The organism is Phytohabitans flavus (genome assembly GCF_011764545.1).
Classification (GTDB): Bacteria; Actinomycetota; Actinomycetes; order Mycobacteriales; family Micromonosporaceae; genus Phytohabitans; species Phytohabitans flavus.
On the sequence record NZ_AP022870.1, the window covers coordinates 3,270,652 to 3,290,082 of the forward strand.

18 protein-coding genes and 1 pseudogene are annotated in these 19,431 nt (G+C 70.4%); all 19 read right to left on the reverse strand.

What is annotated here, in order from left to right:
- Positions 1-33: 33 nt before the first annotated feature.
- Positions 34-1,470, reverse strand: coding sequence for an aldehyde dehydrogenase family protein (locus Pflav_RS14280; protein ID WP_173036606.1), 1,437 nt, complete (start codon positions 1,468-1,470; stop codon positions 34-36).
- Complete coding sequence (locus tag Pflav_RS14285; protein ID WP_173036607.1) at positions 1,467-2,162, reverse strand: hypothetical protein; 696 nt, start codon at positions 2,160-2,162, stop codon at positions 1,467-1,469. The genes Pflav_RS14280 and Pflav_RS14285 overlap by 4 nt, the downstream gene beginning before the upstream one ends.
- A gap of 18 nt (positions 2,163-2,180) precedes the next feature.
- On the reverse strand, positions 2,181-2,633 hold the full coding sequence (locus tag Pflav_RS14290; RefSeq protein ID WP_173036608.1) for a carboxymuconolactone decarboxylase family protein: 453 nt from the start codon (positions 2,631-2,633) through the stop codon (positions 2,181-2,183).
- A gap of 41 nt (positions 2,634-2,674) precedes the next feature.
- Positions 2,675-4,126 carry an aldehyde dehydrogenase family protein gene (locus Pflav_RS14295; protein WP_173036609.1) on the reverse strand — a complete coding sequence of 484 codons (1,452 nt, stop codon included), beginning with the start codon at positions 4,124-4,126 and terminating at the stop codon, positions 2,675-2,677.
- A gap of 143 nt (positions 4,127-4,269) precedes the next feature.
- Positions 4,270-5,211, reverse strand: a complete 942-nt coding sequence (locus tag Pflav_RS14300) for an NAD(P)-dependent oxidoreductase (protein WP_173036610.1) — start codon at positions 5,209-5,211, stop codon at positions 4,270-4,272.
- Positions 5,212-5,263: 52 nt separating this feature from the next.
- On the reverse strand, positions 5,264-5,662 hold the full coding sequence (locus Pflav_RS14305; protein WP_173036611.1) for a Zn-ribbon domain-containing OB-fold protein: 399 nt from the start codon (positions 5,660-5,662) through the stop codon (positions 5,264-5,266).
- Positions 5,659-6,798 carry a thiolase C-terminal domain-containing protein gene (locus tag Pflav_RS14310; RefSeq protein WP_173036612.1) on the reverse strand — a complete coding sequence of 380 codons (1,140 nt, stop codon included), beginning with the start codon at positions 6,796-6,798 and terminating at the stop codon, positions 5,659-5,661. The genes Pflav_RS14305 and Pflav_RS14310 overlap by 4 nt, the downstream gene beginning before the upstream one ends.
- 11 nt (positions 6,799-6,809) lie before the next feature.
- Entirely contained in the window at positions 6,810-7,595 is a 786-nt protein-coding gene (locus Pflav_RS14315; RefSeq protein ID WP_173036613.1) for an SDR family NAD(P)-dependent oxidoreductase, read from the reverse strand.
- Positions 7,596-7,612: 17 nt separating this feature from the next.
- On the reverse strand, positions 7,613-10,192 hold the full coding sequence (locus Pflav_RS14320) for a CaiB/BaiF CoA transferase family protein (protein WP_173036614.1): 2,580 nt from the start codon (positions 10,190-10,192) through the stop codon (positions 7,613-7,615).
- A complete protein-coding gene (locus Pflav_RS14325) occupies positions 10,176-11,186 on the reverse strand; it encodes an ABC transporter ATP-binding protein (RefSeq protein ID WP_232071392.1) in 1,011 nt (336 codons plus the stop codon). Before Pflav_RS14325 ends, Pflav_RS14320 begins: the two co-directional genes overlap by 17 nt.
- Entirely contained in the window at positions 11,183-12,202 is a 1,020-nt protein-coding gene (locus Pflav_RS14330) for an ABC transporter ATP-binding protein (RefSeq protein WP_197938484.1), read from the reverse strand. The genes Pflav_RS14325 and Pflav_RS14330 overlap by 4 nt, the downstream gene beginning before the upstream one ends.
- 16 nt (positions 12,203-12,218) lie before the next feature.
- Complete coding sequence (locus Pflav_RS14335; RefSeq protein ID WP_173036616.1) at positions 12,219-13,136, reverse strand: ABC transporter permease; 918 nt, start codon at positions 13,134-13,136, stop codon at positions 12,219-12,221.
- A 67-nt stretch (positions 13,137-13,203) separates the two neighbouring features.
- Positions 13,204-14,085: pseudogene (locus Pflav_RS48695) on the reverse strand (ABC transporter permease); the annotation flags it as partial.
- A 322-nt stretch (positions 14,086-14,407) separates the two neighbouring features.
- The gene (locus tag Pflav_RS45490) at positions 14,408-14,545 is read right to left on the reverse strand and encodes a hypothetical protein (protein ID WP_232071396.1); all 138 of its coding nucleotides are present in this window, start codon (positions 14,543-14,545) and stop codon (positions 14,408-14,410) included.
- Positions 14,488-15,717 (reverse strand): MmgE/PrpD family protein, encoded by a 1,230-nt coding sequence (locus Pflav_RS14345; RefSeq protein WP_173036617.1) that lies wholly within the window; start codon positions 15,715-15,717, stop codon positions 14,488-14,490. Before Pflav_RS14345 ends, Pflav_RS45490 begins: the two co-directional genes overlap by 58 nt.
- A gap of 15 nt (positions 15,718-15,732) precedes the next feature.
- Positions 15,733-16,704: an aldo/keto reductase gene (locus Pflav_RS14350; protein WP_173036618.1), complete on the reverse strand. Its 972-nt coding sequence runs from the start codon at positions 16,702-16,704 to the stop codon at positions 15,733-15,735.
- The gene (gene hpaE, locus Pflav_RS14355; RefSeq protein WP_232071398.1) at positions 16,704-18,113 is read right to left on the reverse strand and encodes a 5-carboxymethyl-2-hydroxymuconate semialdehyde dehydrogenase; all 1,410 of its coding nucleotides are present in this window, start codon (positions 18,111-18,113) and stop codon (positions 16,704-16,706) included. Before hpaE ends, Pflav_RS14350 begins: the two co-directional genes overlap by 1 nt.
- Before the next feature lie 121 nt (positions 18,114-18,234).
- Positions 18,235-19,017: an aldo/keto reductase gene (locus Pflav_RS14360; protein WP_173036619.1), complete on the reverse strand. Its 783-nt coding sequence runs from the start codon at positions 19,015-19,017 to the stop codon at positions 18,235-18,237.
- Complete coding sequence (locus Pflav_RS14365) at positions 19,017-19,406, reverse strand: nuclear transport factor 2 family protein (protein WP_173036620.1); 390 nt, start codon at positions 19,404-19,406, stop codon at positions 19,017-19,019. Before Pflav_RS14365 ends, Pflav_RS14360 begins: the two co-directional genes overlap by 1 nt.
- Between the last annotated feature and the right edge of the window lie 25 nt (positions 19,407-19,431).

A 19,431-nucleotide genomic window follows, 5' to 3' on the forward strand; every position in this document is an offset into this window, starting at 1 on the left:
ATGGACGGAAGCCGATCGACATCGCGCCGGTGTTCAGGCGAAACGGTGATACGCCGTTTTGATCTGCGTGTAACGCAGCACGCCCCACTTTCCGTCCTCCCCACCCATACCAGACTCTTTCCACCCGGCGTGGTGCGCATGAACCGATTCGCCCAGGGTCCGGTTGACATAGATCTCACCGAACTCGAGCTCGTCGACCGTACGCATCACCGTCGAGTAGTCCTTGCTGAAAACGTATGCCGACAGGCCGTACCGACTGTCATTGGCGACCGACAGCGCGTGTGCGAGGTCGTCGAAACCGACGATCGGAGTCACCGGTCCGAACGTCTCCTCGCGCATGATGCGCATCCGCGGTGACACGTCGCCGAAGACGGTGGGCTCGTACCAGTACCCGCTGGCGAAACCGTCGCCCGCCGGCCGCCGCCCACCGGTGAGCACCTTCGCGCCCTCCTGTACGGCGGCGGCCACCGCGGCCTCGACCTTGTCGAGCTGGGCCTGGCTCACCAGCGGCCCCAGGTCGGCGCCGCCGGCCGGATCGCCCAGCCGCATGGCGCGCACCGCGTCGACGTACCGCTCGGTGAACTCGTCGAGCACGTCCCGGTGCACGAGCACGCGCTCGGCGCTTGTGCAGACCTGGCCACAGTTCGTGTGCCGCGCCTCCAGGATCGCCGGCACGGTACGGTCCAGGTCGGCGTCGCGCCACACGATCGCGGGCGCCTTGCCGCCGAGTTCGAGCGAGACACGGGTCAGGTTGCGGGAGGCGGCCGCCATGACGGCCTTGCCGGTCTCCCGATGGCCGGTGAACGTGACGAGGTCGGCCTCCCCCGACTCGACGATCCGCCGGCCGGCGTCCGGGCCGCCGACGACAAGGTTGAGCACCCCGGCCGGGATGTCGAGCTCCTCGTCGAAGAGGCGGAAAAGCTCCACCGTGCCGACCGGCGTCACCTCGCTCGGCTTTACCACCACGGTGTTTCCGGTCACCAGCGCCGGGCCGAGCTTGCGGCAGAGCACGGCGAGCGGGAAGTTCCACGGGCAGATCGCCGCGACCACGCCGAGCGGCACCCGCAACAGCTGCACCTGCTCCCCCGGTACGTCGCCGGGGAGGATCTCGCCCTCCAGGCGCAGGTCCCACTCGGCGTTGTAGCGCAGAAAGCTCTCCGCGAACGCCACCTCGCCCGCGGCCTCGGAGGCTCGCTTGCCGACCTCGCGCACGAGCGTCCTGGCGAGCAGCTCGCTGTGCGCGTGGATCACGTCGGCCATCCGGCGCAGCAGCCGGCCACGCTCGCCGGCCGGAGTGCGCGCCCAGCCCGGAGCGGCCCGCCGTGCCGCCGCCAGCGCGGCATCCACCTGTTCGGGCGATGCCGAGGCGATGTCGGCGATGACGCCTTCGTCGCTGGGGTCGAGCACCCGTACGGGCTCGCCGTCACCCGTACGCCAGGTGCCGTCGACGTACACGCCGCGGTAGCTCATCTCGGGGTCTCCTCCATTGGCTGGGCGGCCTGGCCGCCGTCTCCCGCACGGGTCACACGAGGGCCGAGCGCGACGGCCTCGACCGAGGCGAAGCGGATGGCGCCGAACCAGGGCGGCAACACCATCTGCCCGAGCCGTGGGCGCACCCGCGACATCGGCTCGGTCAGCTGGTACAGCGCGAGATGCGTGAGCGGATCCTCGCGCGGCGCGTTGCCGCCGACCGGAGTCACCGCGTATCGGCAGCCGCTGTCGATGCCTTCGACGGCCACGTTTTCCAGCAGGTGGCCGCGGTAGTAGTCGTCGTAGGCGGCCGCCTCGACACCTTCCGGCGGCGAGCTGAGCGCCAGGAACATCTCGCCGGTGAGCGTGGGCGGGTCGTACCCCGGCTTCAGCACGCAGTCCCAGCTGGCGAAGTCGAGCCGGCCGAACCACTCGGGCTCGTGACCGCGCCCCAGCGCCGCGAGGTGCCGCCGGATGTCGGCGGGCCGCGGCCCCTGCTCGTACACGGTCAGGAACCGGTGACCGGTCGGCGGCCACCCGAGGCGGTACGCGTCGACCCGGAACCGCCGGGCCGCGCGATAGCCCGGGACGAGGAGCACGTCGTGGACGTGCTCCTCGTACCACGCGTGGTACTCGGCGTCCTCGACACCGTCGGGCGGCGTCGAGAACACGAGTCGCAGGGCCCTGCTCATGGCTCTACATCCGCGAAATCAGCTGGACCCGCGAGCGGCGCCGGCCGGCGCCTTCCTGCCTGTGCGCGGGGCGTCCTTGCGCAGCGCGGAGTCCGGTGCGACCTCGGCGAGGATCGCGTCGAGCGTACGGATGCCGTCCGCCCCGGCCGGGATGCCGCAGTACAGGATCGCGTGCAGGGCGATCTCGCGCAGCTCCACTTCGGACACACCGTTGGCGAGCGCGCCCCGGATGTGGATGTTCAGCTCGTGCGAGCGCCCGAGCGCCATCAGCATCGCGACCGTGATCATGCTGCGGTTCTTGAGCGGCAGCTCCTCCCGCGACCACAGGTCACCGAAGCACCACCGGGTGACGATCTCCTGGAGCTTGTCGTTCAGCTCGGTGGTCGAGTAGATCTGCGCGTCGGCACCGGCTTCGCCGAACATCCGCCGGCGAAGCTCGATACCCGAATCGAATGTGTCGTCTTCCAACATGGGGGCAACGCACCCTCTCTTGTCGCGGCGGACCGGCCGGCTCAGGCGGCGAGGTTCACCCAGATGCTCTTGACCTCGCTGTACGTGTCGATCGCGTAGCGGCCCATCTCCTGCCCGTAGCCGCTGGCCTTGTAGCCGCCCCACGGCGCGGCCGGGTCGAGCACCGGCGGGTGGTTGATGTACACGTTCGCCGCCTGGATCTGCGCCGCGAGGGTGTGCGCGGTGACGAGGTCGCGGGTCCAGATGCCGGCGACCAGGCCGTACTGTGTCGCGTTGGCCCGGGCGGCGAGCTCGTCCGGGTCGGAGTACGTCAGCACGGGAATGACCGGCCCGAAGACCTCTTCCTTGATGATGGTCATCTCGTCGTTGAGGTTGGTCAGCACCGTCGGCTCGTAGAAGTTGCCCCGGGCCAGGTCGCCGCCGGCCCGGTCGCCGCCGGCCAGCACCTGGGCGCCTTCGGACACCGCACCCCGCACGTAGTCGCTGACGCTCTCCAGCTGCTCCGGCGAGACGAGCGGGCCGAGGTCGGTGCCCTCGTCCAGGCCCCGGCCGAGCCGCATCGCCTTGGCGCCCGCGGCGAACTTCTCCGCGAACTCGTCCGCGCGCTTCTCGTCCACATAGAACCGGGTCAGCGCGCCGCAGACCTGGCCGCTGTTGAAGAAGGCACCCTGCAGGTTGCCGGCGACCGCCGCGTCGATGTTCGCGTCGCGGGCGATGATGCTCGGCGCCTTGCCGCCCAGCTCCAGCGTGACCCGCTTGAGGTTGCCCGCGGCCGCGGCCGCGATGTGCCGGCCCACCTCGGTCGAGCCGGTGAACGAGACCTTGTCCACGCCGTCGTGCGCGACAAGCGCCTTGCCCACCTCGGGGCCGCCGGTCAGCAGGTTGACCACGCCGGCCGGGACGCCGGCTTCCTGGCAGATCTCGGCCAACTTGTACGTGCTCAGCGGGGTCTGCTCGGCGGGCTTGAGAATCGCCGTATTGCCGCACGCCAGCGCCGGCGCCAGCTTGAACGCCGCGATCATGATCGGGAAGTTCCACGGCGTGATCAGCGCGCACACGCCGACCGGCTCGCGGCGGGTGTAGTTCATGACGTTCGGCCAGGACAGCGGCGACGTCGAGCCCTCGATCTTCGTGCACCAGCCGGCGAAGTACCGGAAGTGCTCGGCGGTACCGCCGACGTTGACGTGGCGCGCGACGAACCACGGCTGGCCCTGGTCGCGGCTCTCGATCTCGCCCAGCTCGTCGCCGTGCTTGTCGATCAGGTCGGCGATCCGCCACAGCAGCTTGCCGCGCGCCGCCGGCGACATGTCGCGCCACTCGGGGTCGGACAGCGCGGAACGGGCGGCCGCGACCGCCTCGTCGACCTCCGCCTGGCCCGCCTCGGGGCAGACCCCGATCACCTCGTTCGTCGCGGGGTCGTACGTCTTGAACTCACCGCCGGAACCCGACTCGAGCCACCGGCCACCGATCAGCAGACGGGTACGGATGTCCATCGTCTCTCCACTCGTGGGAAGGGGTGACAAACACAGGAACTGACGACCGAGGGCATAGCGCGATCGAGGGGCCACTTCCGTATACGATCCTATATAACAGATCGTAGGTGTCAACCGTCCGGAAGGCCTGCGGACACGGCCCCTCAGTCGCGCGTGAGGTCCACTTCGGACCATGCCTGGTGTGCCGCGGAGTGGTCGGCCGTGCCGTCGATCCGGGACAGCGACTCCGCCCAGCGCTCGTCGGTGAGCGCGGTGATCGGCGCGCTCACGCCCAGGCTCGCCGCCACGTCCGCGGCGATGTGTACGTCCTTGGCGAGCAGGCCGAGCTGGAAACCTGTCGCGTACTTGCCGGTCACCACGTTGTCGCCGAAGACGACGTCGCTGACGAAGCTGCGCCCGGTCGAGGTGTTGAGGGTGTCGACGATGACGCCGGTGTCCAGACCGAACGTCTTGCCGACCACGAGCGCCTCCGCGGTGGCGCAGTACGTGGCGGCCGCGACGAAGTTGTTCAGCGCTTTCATCACGTGGCCGCTGCCCAGCGCGCCGGTGCGGTACTGGCGGGCCACGTCGCCCATCAGCCGCAGCTCCGGCTGGACGGTAGCGACGTCCTCGTCGGCGCCCCCGACCATGATGGAAAGCTCGCCGGTGGTCGCCCGCGGTACGCCGCCGGAGACCGGCGCGTCGACGACCCGCACGCCGCGGCCGTCGAGGGCGGCGCCAAGCGCCACGGTGTCCGACGGGTTGGACGAACTCATGTCGAGCACGATCGCGCCGGGCTCGAGCGCGGAGGCGATACCACCGTCCCACTCGAGCACGACGTCCCGCACGATCGCGCCGTTCGGCAGCATCGTCACCACGACCGGCAGGCCGCCGAACGACGCCGCCCCGGTCGCCGCCCGCGCGCCCGGGTGCTCGGCGGCGAAGCGCGCCGCGAGCTCCGCCGAGGCGTCGTGCACCACAAGCTCGAAGCCGGCCTCGACCAGGTTGTGCGCCATCGGCCAGCCCATGTTTCCCAAGCCGACGAAGCCCGCCTTGCGCCCGCTGGTCTCGGCCCGGTCCGGACGTATCGGTGTCTGTCCCGTCATAGCGTCTCCGCTCCCTCCTCGACGGTGTGCACCGGGCCCCGCCCGGACGCCGTCACAGCAACTGCCACTGGATGAGGGTCACCTCGTCGGTGACCGACTCGAAGCTGGCCCGCACCCGGTCGCCGACGACCACCGGCTGCGCGCCCGGCAGGACTCGGCCGGTGATCCGCGGCCCGTCGTCGAGCTCCACCACCGCCACCGTGTATGGCGTCTGTCCGTTGAACGCGGCATGCAGGGCGCGGTGGTACACGGCGAAGCTCCAGACCGTGCCGGTCGGGCGCAGGTCCCGCCACTCGTACGTACGGCCGAGGCAGTCCGGGCACCCGACGAGCGGCGGGTAGCGCAGCCGGCCACACGTCAGGCAACGCTGCACGGCGATGCGCCCCTCCCGCGCGGCTGCCCAGAACGGGCCTGCGACCGGATCGTCCACATCGGGCAGTAGCGCGCTCATGCCGCCACCGCCGGATCGGTCGAGAGGATCGACGCGGCCGCCTTGGAGAACGCCTGGCTGGAGCAGTACATCGCCACTCCCGCACCGTCGACCTGCCGCTCGCCGGCGTCGCCGCGCAGCTGGCGTACCGCCTCCACCATGTGCATCCACCCCCATGCGTAGCTCTCCGACAGCTGGCCGCCGTGGGTGTTCAGCGGCAGCCGCCCGCCCGGCCGGGTGTGCCCCTCGGCGAGGAACGGGCCGGCCTCGCCGATGCCGCAGAAGCCGTAGTACTCGAGCATCTGCAGGCTCCAGACCGCCGTCGGGTCCTGGATGTAGAGGACGTCGATGTCCGAGGTACTCAGGCCCGTCTTGGTCCAGATCGACCGTGCGGCGTCCCGCAGCCACGGCCGCAGCAGGTTGTCTGGGTTGTACGCGCCGCGAACGCCGGACTGCTCGGCGATGCCGGAGACGTACACCGGCGTGTGCGGCATGTCGCGGGCGCGCTCGGCCGTGGTCACCACCACCGCCACGCCGCCGTCGGAGATCATCGTGACGTCCGGGCGGCGCAGCGGCTCCACGAGGTACGGCGTGGCGAGGTAGTCGGCCATCGACAGCGGCTTGCGGAAGATGGCGTTAGGGTTGCGCCCTGCCCACTCCCGCTGCCCGACGGCGATCCAGCCGAACTGCTCGTCCGTGGTGCCGTACAGGTACTTGTGCCGTTGCAGCGCCAGTGCTGCCGGCCCGGCGATGTGCACGAGCCCTGAGGCGGTGGCGAGGTCGACGCCGCCGAGCGGCGCGCCGAAGTCCACCTTGCCGGTGCGGGCGTTGGCACCGTACGACATCACGATCGTCTCGGCCATCCCGGACAGGATCGCCATCACCGCGAGGTGCAGCGAGAAGTTGCAGGTGCCGTAGTCGAGGCACTGGGCGTACGGCGGGTTGACGCCGAGCAGCTCACCCACCGCCACGTCGTTTCCCAGCCCCTGCGCGGACTTGCAGGCGATGAGCCCGTCCACGTCTTCCTTCGCCAGGCCGGCGTCGGCGAGCGCGGCCACGATGGCGTCGACCGCGTTCTCCTCGACGGATCGGCCCGGCAGCTCGCCCTGAACCGTGTGTCCTATCCCGACGATCGCCACCTTGCCGGCGACATCCATGGGGTGCTGCCTCAGCCGACGTTCCACTGGGCGCCGAAGACCGGGAGCACCGTGCCGGTGATGAACCCGGCGCGGGGCGAGGCGAGGAAGCCGCACGCGTACGCCAGGTCCTCCGGCGTGCCGAGGCGCCCGACCGGAATCCGGCCGATCACCTCGCCGCGGTGGTTCTCGTCCGGTGCGCCGAGCTTGGTGACGTGCGGGTGCGACGCGTCGTTCTTGATGGTGTCGATGGCGCCCGGTGCGACGTCGTTGACGGTGATCCCGAACGGGCCGAGCTCGATCGCCAGGCTCTTGGTGAGCGCCCGCAGGCCGCCCTTGGCGGTCACGTTGTGCGCGCGGTGGGACAGCCCGAGGAAGGCGTCCGGGCCGGTGATGTGGATGATGCGGCCCCACTTCTTCTCGACCATCCCCGGCACGAACGTCTTCGCCAGCCGGAACGAGGCGTTGAGCTGCGTGTTGAGCACCGACAGCCAATCGTCCACTGTGAGGTCGAAGAACGACTGGAACGGGCGGATGGCCGCGTTGCTGACGTAGATGTCGACGCCGCCGAACTGCTCCTTGGCCTGCGCGGCGATCTCGTCGATCGTCTCCTGCTGGGAGATGTCGCCGACGGCGGCGATGACTCCGACGCCCAGGTCGCGCGCCTCCTTGGCGACCGCGTCGACCTCTTCCCGGTTGGTGCGCGAGTTGACGATGACGTTCGCCCCACGGGCGGCGAACTCAAGCGCCACCGCCCGCCCGATGTTGCGCCCCGAGCCCGTCACGAGCGCGGTCTTCGACGCGAGATCCTGCTCCACGAAAAGTACCCCTCCGGTCAGATCACGTTGTCTTCGGCCAATGCGGCGATCTGCTTGGTCGACATGCCCAGCAGTTCGCCGTACACGTACTCGTTGTCCTCGCCGTACGCCGGCGCCCCGCGGTCCGGTCGGCCCCCGATGTACGCCGGCGTGGTGTCGAGCTTCACCGGCACCTCGGCCACCGGCCAGCGGCCGATCTTGCTGCCGGTCACCTCGGTGAGCCATTCCAGGTGCGCGAGCTGCGGGTCGGTGTCGTACCGGTCCCCCGCGTCCTGGCAGACGCCGGCCGCGACGCCCGCGCGCTGGAGCCGGTGCATCACGTCGTACCGGTCCTCGCCGGCGGTCCACGCGGTGACGAGGTCGTCCAGCTCGTCCTGGTGGGCGAGGCGGTCGGCGAGCGTCGCGAAGCGGGGGTCGGCAAGCCACTCCGGCCGGCCGGCGACGCGGGCGAGGGCCTGCCACTCGGCCTCGGTGAAGCAGGCGACAGCGATCCAGTTGTCGCCGCCCGCGCACCGGTAGGCGCCGTGCGGCGCGGCCGGCTTGTACGGCGAACGGTTGCCGATGCGCGACCACGCGCGGCCGTTGGCCGACCAGTCGAGCACCGACGTGCCGCCGACGAAGATGCCCGCCTCGGTCTGCGAAGCGTCGATCCACTGCCCGCGCCCGGTCACCTGCCGGTGGACGAGCGCGGCGAGGATCGCGCTGGCGAAGCTGTACGCGCCGATCCAGTCCAAATAGGAGTATCCCCAGCCGGCCGGCATCGCCGGGTCGGGCAGGCCGGACATCTCCGCGGTGCCGGCCAGCGCCGCAGCCACCGGCCCGATCGCGCGGAAGCGGCCGTACGTGCCGTGCGCCCCCATCCCGGACTGCTGGGCGTAGATGACGTCGGGGCGTAGCTCGCGCAGCTGCTCGTAGCCGAGGCCCCAGCGCTGCATCACGCCCGGCGAGAAGCCCTCGGCGACGACGTCGGAGAGCTGTACGAGCCGCCGTGCGATGGCCAGCCCTTCGGGGTGGCGCACGTTCAGCGAGATGCCGAGCTTGCCGGCGTTCTTGTTGTTGAACTGGCCGCCCATGTCCGGGTCGGTCACGCCGGGCAGCGGGCCGCGCGCCTTCTCCCGCGCGGCACGGCCGCCGACCGGTGCCATCGCGCCCATCCGGGTGTCCGGGTGGGCGGCCCACTCGACCTTGATGCACTGGGCGCCGAACGCGGAGAGGAAGCGGGTGCCACCTGCCGACGCGAGAAACCAGGAGAAGTCGAGGATCCGCACGTCGTCGAGCGCGAACGGCTTGTCCTGCTTGGCCGAGCGACCCGCGAGCCGCTCGCGCGGTGCGGTACGGGCGCTGGGCGTGGCGGTCGCCGGCGGGCGGGGCAGGACCGTCGCGGTGTCCTCGCCGAGCAGCGGTGCCCGCCGCCCGGCCACCCACTCGGTCTCGGTGGAGAGCCACTTGCTGACCGGGTACGTGAACGACCGGCCGTGCTCCGGGTGCTCCACCTCGGCGTAGGTGCCCCGGCGCTGCCAGTGCGGGTCCGCGACGTTCTCCTCCGGGCGGCGCAGCGGGGCGCAGAAGAGCCCCGCCTCCTGCGCCATCTCCCATGGAAAGGAGCGCCAGGTGTACTTGCGGGTCACCCGCTGGAAGATCTCCAGTGGCCGGGCCGCCTCCTGGAGCCCGCCGGTGCTGCTGCCCGGGATCGCCCTCGGCTGCGTGCTCGTGTCCTCGTCGACATTGAGCGGGTACTCCATCCCCAGCCGTTTCATGAACGCGGCGAGGTTCTGCTCGTCCTTGCCGCCCGCGACAACGCCGATGAACCAGCGCCCGTCCTTCGTCTGGCTGATCGTGGGCGCGAGGGTCACCACCTCCATCGCGTGCCGGCAGGTCTGCCGGTAGAGCGGCACCCGCCGCATGACCCAGCTCATCAGGTCGAGCTCGGTGTTCTTCGCCGCGGCCTCGTGCACCGCGCAGGACAGGTACTGGCCGGCGCCGGACTGTCCACGGTGGTACAGGGCGGCGAGGATGCCCATCACCACCTGCTCGCCGGCGATGTGGTACGCCTGCCACATCTGCGGGGCGATCGGCGGCGTGTCGTACGTGCCGTCGGGCTGGGGGTCGTAGCCGCAGTTCGACATCTCGCCACCGAGCGCGAGATGTACGAGGTCCGATCCTTTGTAGTCGGCCCACGGTCCACTGTCGCCGAACGGGCTCACCCGCGCGTAGATCAGGCCGGGGTTGCGCCGGGACATGTCGTCGTACCCGAGCCCGGCGCCGGCGAGCTGGCCGAGGGGCGTCGAGTCGAGCACGATGTCCGCGCCCGCCATCAGCTCGGCCAGCCGAGCCCGGTCCGGCTCCTGGGACAGGTCCGCGACGACCGAACGCTTGCCCCGGTTGTAGTGCCAGAAGTACAGCGACCGCTCGGGGCCGGGGACGTCCTCGTAGTACGGGCCGATCCGCCGGGTCGCGCTGCCCTCGGGCGGTTCGACCTTGACGACCTCCGCACCCATGCCGGCGAGCAGCAGGCCGGCGTACTCGGCCTGCTCGTCCGCGAATTCGATGACCCGGATGCCGTCGAGCGAGCCCGCGGCGTCACGCGGCGGCGTCATGGTCACCGTGCAGGGGAAAGTGGCACGCGACCCGCTGCCCGGGCGCGATCTCGCGGAGTTCAGGTACGACAGTCGCGCACTTGTCCTGCGCGATTGGGCACCTGGTGCGGAACCGGCAGCCGCTCGGCGGGTTCATCGGCGACGGGATCTCGCCCCGGAGCGTGGTGCCGTGGTCCTCCGTGTCCCGGTGCGACGGGACGGCGTCGAGCAGAGCGCGTGTGTACGGGTGCGCCGGCTTGCGGGTCACCGTGTCGGACGGCGCCATCTCGACAAGCTTGCCGAGGTACATCACGGCGATCCGGTCGGAGATGTTGTGCACCACCGACAGGTCGTGCGAGATGAACAGCATCGACAGGCCGAGCTCGGTGCGCATGTCCTCCAGGAGGTTGAGCACCTGACCCTGGATCGAGACGTCGAGCGACGCCACCGGCTCGTCGCAGACAAGCAGCTCCGGCTGGAGGACGAGTGCCCGCGCGATGGCCACCCGCTGGCACTGCCCGCCGGAGAGCTGGTGCGGCCGGCGTTCACCGACGATGTCGATGTCCATGCCGACCAGGCGGAGCATCTCGGTGACCTTTTCCTGAGCCGCCTCGCGCGCCACGCCCGCGATCGTGAGCCCTTCGGCGACGATGTCCCGGACCCGCCGGCGTGGGTTCAGGGCGGAGACCGGGTCCTGGAAGATCAGCTGCATCCGGCGGCGCGCGGCGCGCAGCTCGTTGCGGGGCAGCCCGGTCAGCCGCTGCCCGCCGAGCGTCACGTTGCCCGAGGTGGGCGGCGGCAGATGCATCACCGCGCGTCCGGTGGACGACTTCCCGCAGCCGGACTCCCCCACCAGGCCAAGCGTCTCGCCGCGCGCGACCTGGAACGAAACGTCGGACACGGCCTCCAGGTAGCCGCCCCGCACCGGGTAGCGCAGCACGAGGTTGTCCACAGTCAACAGTGGTTTCGCGCTCGTCGTGTCCACATCGGACATCGGCGCCACGGCCGTGCTCATTCCCGCCCCGCCTTCGCCAGCCGCATCCCGGTCGACCCGTCCGGCAACGGCGTCGGCCAGTGGCACCGGTACCAGTGCTCGGCCGAGCCCTCGCTGAACTCCGGCGCCGGGTCGTCTTCGTGGCACTTCTCGGTGGCCGCCGCGCAGCGCGGTGCGAACCGGCAGCCGACCACGTCCGGCGTGTTGCGCCGCGGGCTGCCCGGGATCGTGGCCAGCTTCGTGTGGATCTCCGCCTCGATGTCCGGGATCGAGCGCAGCAGCGCCGACGTGTACTGGTGGCGGTGCTTGCGGAAGACGTCGGCCGTCGCACCGGTCTCCACCACCTGGCTGGCGTACATGACGGCGAGCTGGTCGGTGCGGCCGGCGACGACGCCGAGGTCGTGGCTGATGATGATCGCGGACATGTTGCGGCTCGTCTGGATTTCCTTGATGAGGTCGAGGATCTGCTTCTGCACCGTCACGTCCAGCGCCGTCGTCGCCTCGTCGGCGATCAGCACGTCCGGGTCGCAGGCCAGCGCCGCGGCGATCATCACGCGCTGCCGCATGCCGCCGGAGAGCTGGTACGGGTACTGCTTGAGGCGCGCGGCCGGCTCGGAGATCCCGACCAGCTCCAGCAGCTCCAGCGCCCGGGCCCGCGCCTCTTGGCGGCCGATCCCCCGGTGGTAGCGCAACCCTTCGGTGATCTGGCGGCCGACCGGGACCACCGGGTTGAGCGACGTCATCGGGTTCTGGAACACCATGCCGATGCCGGCACCCAGCCGCCGGCGCCGCTCCTTCTTCGGCAGCGTCAGCACGTCGACCCCGTCGAGCACCACTCGCCCGCTGACCGTCGCGGCCTTCGGGCTGATGCCCATGATGGTCCGTACGAGCATTGTCTTGCCCGAGCCGGACTCGCCTACCACGCCGAGTGTCTCCCCGCGGCGGACGGCGAACGAGACGTTGTCGACGAGCTTCACCGGGCCGTCAGCGGTATCGATGGAACAGCTGAGGTTCTCGACCTCGAGCACAGTCTCCATGGATCTCGTTCTCCTGTCAGATGTTCGCTTCGCGGACATCGAGCTTGATGCGCAACGCATCGCCAAGTGTGTTGAGCGCGTAGACCGTCAGGAACAGCACGATGCAGGGCATCAGTGCGGGCCACGGATAGTCGGCGAGGGTCGCCTGCGCGGCCGCGATCATCCCTCCCCAGCTCGGCGTCGGCGGTTGCACGCCGAGGCCGAGGAAGCTGAGGGAGCCTTCCGTCACGATGATGCTCGGCAGCACGAGGACCGCGTACGACAGCAACGGCAGGATGGAGTTGGGCAGCACCTCGCGGATCATCAGCCGGAAGCCGCCACTGCCCATCGCCTGGGCGGCGATGACGTACTCCCGGCTCATCTGCGCGAGCGCGTTGGCGCGGGTGAGCCGCATGAACGTCGGTATGAAGATGAGGCTCAGCGCGCATGTCAGGTTGACCAGCGTCGGCCGCAGCGCGAGCACGATCGCCATCAGCAGCAGCAGCGAGGGCACCGAAAGCACGGTGTTCGCCACGATGTCGATGACCCGGGTGACGCGGCCGCGGAAGTACACCGACAGCAGGCCGAGCGCGACGCCGATGGTCAACGCGAGCAGTGTCGAGAGGAAGCTGATGACGATGGAGACCCGGGCGCCGAACACCAGGCGCGACAGCACGCTGCGGCCGATGTTGTCGGTGCCGAGGAACTCCGTGCCCAGGTGCGGTGCCAGGTTTACCGGCCCGGCGATCGTCGTGTAGTCGTGCAGCGGCAGCCACTGCACGGTGACCGCGGTGAGCAGCAGGACCGCGACCCAGATCGCGGCGAGGACGACCGCGATCGACTTGGGCTTGCGACGCCGCCGCGATGCCGGGTTGAGCGGGTTGTACGCCGCGAGCCGCGAGCGCGGCTGGGCGCCGGTGCCCTCGACGCCCGAGTCGGGCAGAACGCCTGTCATCGTGCCCCCGAGACCGCGGATCGATGACCATCAGGCCAAGATCGACAAGTGTGTTCAGTACCAGATATGTCAGCGCCATGACGACCACCGCGCCCTGCACGACCGGCAGGTCCTTGCCCTGTACGGCGGTGCCGACGGCCTGGCCGATGCCCGGCAGGGCGAAGAAGTTCTCCAGGATGATGGTGCCGCCGACCAGGTAGCCGAAGACGAGCCCGGTGAGGGTGAACAGCGACAGCGACGCCGGCCGCAGGGCGTGGCGCAGCATGATGTACGTGTCCGACATGCCGCGGGCCCGCGCCGCGAGCACGTAGTCTTCGCGCAGCACCGTGACGAGGTCGGCGCGCAGCACCCGCAGGAAGAGCGGCGTGGTGCTGAGCACGAGCACGATCACGGCAAGGCCGGCGTGGTGGAGGCTCCCGAAGAAGTCTTCCGAGATCGGCACCCAGCCGAACGTCGGAAATATCTTGAGCTGGTACGACAGGAGCTCGGCCAGCACGACGCACCCGACGAACGTCGGGACCGACTGGAGCCCGGACGAGATGCTGGTGACGATCCGGTCCAGCCGGCCGTCGGCGCGGGCCGCGCAGACAAGGGCCAGCGGCACCGCGATGAGCAACGAGAGCACCAGCGTGAGTATGGCGATCTCGAGCGTCACCGGAAGGCGGTCGGCGAGCGTCTGGGTCACCGCCTGCTGTGTCTGGATCGAGTCGCCGAGGTCGCCGCGGACCGCGTCCTTGAGCCAGTCCCAGTACCGGACCCAGAACGGGTCGTCGAAGCCGTACTCCGCGTTGAGCTGCGCGATGGCCTCGGGCGTGGCGAACTCACCGAGGATCAGCACGGCCGGGGAGCCGGGGATGAGACTTGTCAGGCCGGCGGTCCCGGCGGTGACGAGGACGAGGATGACGACCGCGTCGACGAGCTTCTTGCCGACGAAGCGCGCGGCGTTCACGTTGCCTCCTCACGATGCGCATCTGGCTGTGGGGGCATCCGTCGCTCGACAAGGCCGGCGGCGCCCGTAATGAATTCAGTAGGCGCGCACGGCGACACTACTTCTCCCGCGATAGTTGGTCCGCGAATCGCCAGCGCATTCCGTCTGAGCGGAACACCTTCGATTCATGTATGAGATCGTATAAGATCTGGGTCGCCTGTCAAGTGCCGCTAAGCCGGGCCCGGCGCCCATTTGGATCTTCGTTTCCCCTGTATAAAACCATATAGCTTCGCCGTCTGGCGATATCCGTGTCCAAAAACGATCACGCCCGGAACACGGTGGCTCAGCGCAGGAGCTGGCCGGCCCGCGCGACACCGGCGAGGTCGAGGAGCTGGTCGGCCAGTGATGCCGACCGTTCGCCGATCACCGGGCCGGCGAGCGCCTGGAACTTCGCCCGCAGGTGCCGCTCCTGTGCCACCACGTCGGTCGCGGGATACCGATGTCGTGCCCGGCCTCGACGCTGTCCCGCGCGGTCTGCAGCCGCACCAGAGTCGAGGTCGGGTTTACCGCCGTCGCGTCCTCGACCACGTCGATGCGCCGCATCAGCTCGCGCAGGTCGGCGCGGCCGACCCGCTCGTCGCTGAACGTCGCCGGGCTCGTGGTGTCGTCGCCGAGGATCGTCATGGCGGTCGCCGCGCGCAGGCTGAACTTCGCCTGCAACCCGGTCGCCGGGTAAGCCACCTTGCAGACCCGCGCGATGTTCGGGTGCACGGTGATCCGGACGCTCCGTACGTCGGCCGCGTCCCGGCCCGCCATCAGAGCACGGGTCGACTCGATCGCGGCGTGCGTACCGTGGCAGGCCGCGTGGTACTTGAACAGGGTCCTCGTCACCAGCCACTCGTCGCGTACGAGGTCGAGCCGTTCGCGGTCGACCTCCCCGGTGCCCGCGGCGTCGACGAGCCCGGCGGTCGCCTCGAAGGCGTCGGCGTTGGCGACGTACCCACGCCGGCCCAGCCGCGCGGCCACGACCCCGCTCTGCGCCGCCCAACCGGCGTGGAACGGCTTGGCCATAGTGGCGAAGTTGGCCTGCACACCGGCGGACATCGAGGCGGCCAGCCCCATCGCGTACCCGAACCGCTCCTCGTCCAGGCGCAGCAGCCAGGAGGCCGCCGCCGTCGCGGCGAAGACACCGATCGAGCTGGTGCTGTGCCAGCCCTTCTGATAGTGCGGGAGCCCCATCGCGATGCCGTAGCGGCACCCGATCTCGACGCCGATGACGACCGCGGCCAGCAGGTCGGCGCCGGACATGCCCTCCGTCTCGGCCACCGCCAGGGCCGCCGGCACGGTCGGTGCGGCGGTGTGGAGGCCGCCGACGTTGTTGGTGTCGTCGTAGTCGAGTGCGTGGCCGGTGGCGCCGTTGACCAGCGCGGCCATCTGCTCCGGCACCCGCGCGCCGGTGCCCACCAGGCTCGCCGGTCCGGAGCCGCCGCCGAGCTCGTCCCGCACGATCCGGGCCAGCGGCTCGCCGGTGCCGGCCAGCACGCAGCCGAACCAGTCGAGGATCGACTGCTGCCCCCACCGCCGGGCGGCCGGGGGGATGTCGGCCGGGGCGAGCTGCCCGTACCGCCGCCAGAGTTCCGTACTCAGCGCCATGTCAGCGCACCTCCGTCAACGGTGGCCGTAGATCGGGTGCGGGAGGTAGTCCGCCTCGAGCTCGGCGACGTCTTCCGCGGTAAGGACGATGTCGACGGCGGCGACCGCGTCGGTCACGTGGAGCGGCTTGGTCACGCCGACGATCGGTGCCGTCACCTGGGGCTTGCTCATCAGCCAGGCGAGCGCCACCCGTGCCGGCGGTATGCCGTGCCGCGCGGCGACCCGGCCGGTCGCCTCCACCACCGGCTTGTCCATGTCGTGGAAGAGCTTGGTGCCGAAGATGTCGGTGTCCAGGCGCAGCGTGGCCCCGTCCCACCCGCGGGCCAGCTTGCCCTGCGCGAGCGGGCTCCACGGCAGCATGCCGACGCCCTGGTCCGCGCAGAGCGGCACCATCTCGCGCTCCTCCTCGCGGTAGATCAGGTTGTACAGGTTCTGCATCGTGACGAACCTGTGCCAGCCGTTGCGCTCGGCGAGGTGCAGTGCCTTGGCGAACTGCCAGGCGTACATCGAGGAGGCGCCGACATAGCGGACCTTGCCGGCGCGTACGACGTCGTCGAGCGCCCGCAGCGTCTCCTCGATCGGGGTGTTGGGGTCCCAGCGGTGGATCTGGTAGAGGTCGACGTAGTCGGTGTCGAGGCGGCGCAGGCTCGCGTCCAACTCCTGCATGATCGCCTTGCGGGAGAGCCCGCCGCCGTTCGGGCCCGGGCGCATGGTGCCGTGCACCTTCGTCGCGATCACCACCTCGTCCCGCTTGGTGTACTCGCGCAGCGCCCGCCCGACGATCTGCTCGCTCTCCCCGCCGGCGTAGATGTTGGCGGTGTCGAAGAAGTTGATCCCCGACTCGACGGCCGCGCGTACCAGGTCTCGCGCCTGCTCCTCGGGCACCTTCCAGGCGTTTCGGCCAGGCTCCGGGGTGCCGAAGCTCATGCAGCCGAAGCAGACGACCGACACGTCGAGGCCGGTGGTCCCGAGCTTGGTGTAGCGCATCAGTTCCCTCCGTGGGCTTGGGCGGCGCCGAAGCGCGGTACCCGCACACCGTCCAGGGCGACATGGACGATCTTGGACTCGGTGTAGAAGTCGATGCTGTGCGCGCCGCCCTCGCGGCCCACGCCGCTGGCCTTGGTCCCGCCGAACGGGGTACGCAGGTCCCGGATGTTGTGCGAGTTGAGCCAGACCATGCCCGCCTCGACCGCGCCCGCCACCCGGTGCCCGCGCCGCAGGTCGGAGGTCCAGACGTACGCCGCCAGGCCGTACCGCGTGTCGTTGGCCAGGCGCACCGCCTCGGCCTCGTCGGCGAACGGCGTGACGCAGACGACCGGGCCGAAGATCTCCTCCTGGAAGATCCGCATCCGTGGCGTCACGTCGGCGAAGACCGTGGCGGCGAGGAAGTTGCCCGACTCCAGCCCGGCCGGGCGGTCGCCACCGGCCACCAGCCGGGCGCCCTCCGCCACGCCGATGTCGACGTACTCCCGGACCCGCGCGAGGTGCTCGGGATGCACGAGCGCGCCGATCTCGGTGGTGTCGAGTGCGGGATCGCCGACCTGGACCCGCGCCGCGCGCTCGGCGAGACGCTCGACGAACCGCTCGTAGACCGGCTGTTCGACAAGGATGCGCGAGCCGGCCGTACACCGCTCGCCGTTCAGCGAGAAGACCCCGAAGAGCGCGCTGTCGAGCGCGGCGTCGAGGTCCGCGTCGGCGAAGACCACCACAGGGCTCTTGCCGCCCAGCTCCATCGAGAGGCCCTTGAGGTGGTCCGCCGCGGTACGCATGATGATCTTCCCGGTCGTCGTCTCGCCGGTGAACGAGATCCGCGGTACGTCTGGGTGGGCCACGAGGGCGGCGCCGGCGACCTCGCCGATGCCGTGCACGATGTTGAACACGCCGCCCGGCAGCCCGGCGCGTTCGGTCAGCGCCGGGAGCAGGCTCGCCGACAGCGGCGTCCACTCGGCGGGCTTGAGCACGACCGAGCAGCCCGAGGCCAGGGCCGGGGCGAGCTTCCAGGATTCGAGCATGAACGGGGTGTTCCACGGCGTGATCAGCCCGGCGACGCCGACCGGGCGCCGGACGACGTACCCGAGCTGGGAGTCGCCGGTACGGAACGCGTCCTCGTGCATGCCGACGACCAGGCTGGCGAAGTAGCGGAAGTTCTCCGCCGCCCGGGCGGCCTGGCCGCGGGCCTGGGTGACCGGCAGTCCGGTGTCGAACGTTTCGAAGCGGGCGAGCTGGTCAGCCGACTCCTCGATCAGGTCGGCGAGGCGGGTGAGCACCTTCGCCCGCTCCCGCGGCGCCGCGCCGGCCCACGCCCCCTCGGTGAACGCCCGGTGGGCCGCCTGGACGGCCCGGTCGACGTCGGCGGCCGTACCCGCGGACACCTGCGCGTACGGGGTGTCGCTCACCGGGTCGGCGAGGGGAACGTGCCGCCGTCGAGGCTGTCGACGTGCTTGCCGTCGACGTAGTGCTGGATCGACGTGGGCAGTCCAGCCGGTGGGTTCACTCTCTCACCTCACGCGCGCAGGGTCAGACGACCGTGCTCATCGCGTCGACAAGCCGCAGCTCGTCGGCGCTAAGCTCGAAGTTCCAGATGTCGATGTTTTCCCGGATCCGCTCGGGGCGTACCGACCGGGGCAGGCACACGACGCCGTGCTGGACGTGCCAGCGGAGCAGGACCTGGGCCGGCGTCACCGAGTGCGCGTTCGCGACCTTCGCCAGCGTGGGGTCGTCGTGGTCGGTGAGGCGGATCGCGCTGAAGCCTTCCAGGACGATGCCGCGCTCGCGCAGCTGCGCCATCCGCTCCCGGTCGAAGAGCTCCGGCGTCCACTTGATCTGGTTGACCGCCGGCACGACGCCGGTGGCGTCGACGAGCTCGTCGATCTGCGCGGTGCTGTAGTTACTCACGCCGATCGCGCGGACCTTTCCCTCCTCCCGCGCGGCGACGAGGAACCTCCACAGCGGCACGGACTCCTCCGGCTGCGGCGGCGCGTGGATCAGCCAGAGGTCGAGGTAGTCGGTACGCAGCTTCTTCAGGCTGCCGTCGAGGGTCTCCCGCTCGAAGCCCACCCGCCGGGGCGGGATCTTCGAGGTCAGGAAGACCTCCTCGCGGTCGACGCCGCAGTCTTCGAGCGCCTGGCCGATCTCGGCCTCGTTCTCGTAGCCGTACGCGGTGTCGATGTGCCGGTAACCCGCCTCCAGCGCGGTCCGGACCGTGGGCCCCACGTCGTCGCCGATCACGTTCCAGGTACCGAGTCCGACCAGCGGCAGTGGCTTGCCGACACCGATATCGACAGACTTGTGCCCGCTCATCAGCTCAGCGCCGCGGCGATCACGCTCGTGTCGGTGACCTGCTCGAACCGGCTGATCCGGCCGCCCGTCACGGTGAACCAGTGCACGTAGCGGGCCTCGAACGCCTTGCCGGTCGCCTTGTAGGTGCCGGAGTACCAGCCGAGCGCCGCGACGACGTCGCCGTCACCCACGATCACGTCCGGGACCACCTTGAACCCGTCCCACTCCGCGCCGATCCGCGCGAAGACGTTCTCCACCACCGCTTCCGGGCCGTGATACGTACCGGCGTACGGGAAGCCGGCCGCCTCGACCCATTCCACGTCGGGCGAGAGCGTGGCGAGCGCACCCGGTACGTCCCCGGAGGCCATGCGGCCGTAGTGCGCGCGGACGACGTCGGTGGCGTCGGTCATGGGTCACTCCCCGGAAGCGGCATCA

Excerpts from the sequence above, each read along its gene's own strand:
- Pflav_RS14280 (WP_173036606.1), bottom strand. The coding sequence starts at position 1,470 with ATGAGCTACCGCGGCGTGTACGTCGACGGCACCTGGCGTACGGGTGAC.
- Pflav_RS14285 (WP_173036607.1), bottom strand. The coding sequence starts at position 2,162 with ATGAGCAGGGCCCTGCGACTCGTGTTCTCGACGCCGCCCGACGGTGTC.
- Pflav_RS14290 (WP_173036608.1), bottom strand. The coding sequence starts at position 2,633 with ATGTTGGAAGACGACACATTCGATTCGGGTATCGAGCTTCGCCGGCGG.
- Pflav_RS14295 (WP_173036609.1), bottom strand. The coding sequence starts at position 4,126 with ATGGACATCCGTACCCGTCTGCTGATCGGTGGCCGGTGGCTCGAGTCG.
- Pflav_RS14300 (WP_173036610.1), bottom strand. The coding sequence starts at position 5,211 with ATGACGGGACAGACACCGATACGTCCGGACCGGGCCGAGACCAGCGGG.
- Pflav_RS14305 (WP_173036611.1), bottom strand. The coding sequence starts at position 5,662 with ATGAGCGCGCTACTGCCCGATGTGGACGATCCGGTCGCAGGCCCGTTC.
- Pflav_RS14310 (WP_173036612.1), bottom strand. The coding sequence starts at position 6,798 with ATGGATGTCGCCGGCAAGGTGGCGATCGTCGGGATAGGACACACGGTT.
- Pflav_RS14320 (WP_173036614.1), bottom strand. The coding sequence starts at position 10,192 with ATGACGCCGCCGCGTGACGCCGCGGGCTCGCTCGACGGCATCCGGGTC.
- Pflav_RS14325 (WP_232071392.1), bottom strand. The coding sequence starts at position 11,186 with ATGAGCACGGCCGTGGCGCCGATGTCCGATGTGGACACGACGAGCGCG.
- Pflav_RS14330 (WP_197938484.1), bottom strand. The coding sequence starts at position 12,202 with ATGGAGACTGTGCTCGAGGTCGAGAACCTCAGCTGTTCCATCGATACC.
- Pflav_RS14335 (WP_173036616.1), bottom strand. The coding sequence starts at position 13,136 with ATGACAGGCGTTCTGCCCGACTCGGGCGTCGAGGGCACCGGCGCCCAG.
- Pflav_RS14345 (WP_173036617.1), bottom strand. The coding sequence starts at position 15,717 with ATGGCGCTGAGTACGGAACTCTGGCGGCGGTACGGGCAGCTCGCCCCG.
- Pflav_RS14350 (WP_173036618.1), bottom strand. The coding sequence starts at position 16,704 with ATGCGCTACACCAAGCTCGGGACCACCGGCCTCGACGTGTCGGTCGTC.
- Pflav_RS14360 (WP_173036619.1), bottom strand. The coding sequence starts at position 19,017 with ATGAGCGGGCACAAGTCTGTCGATATCGGTGTCGGCAAGCCACTGCCG.
- Pflav_RS14365 (WP_173036620.1), bottom strand. The coding sequence starts at position 19,406 with ATGACCGACGCCACCGACGTCGTCCGCGCGCACTACGGCCGCATGGCC.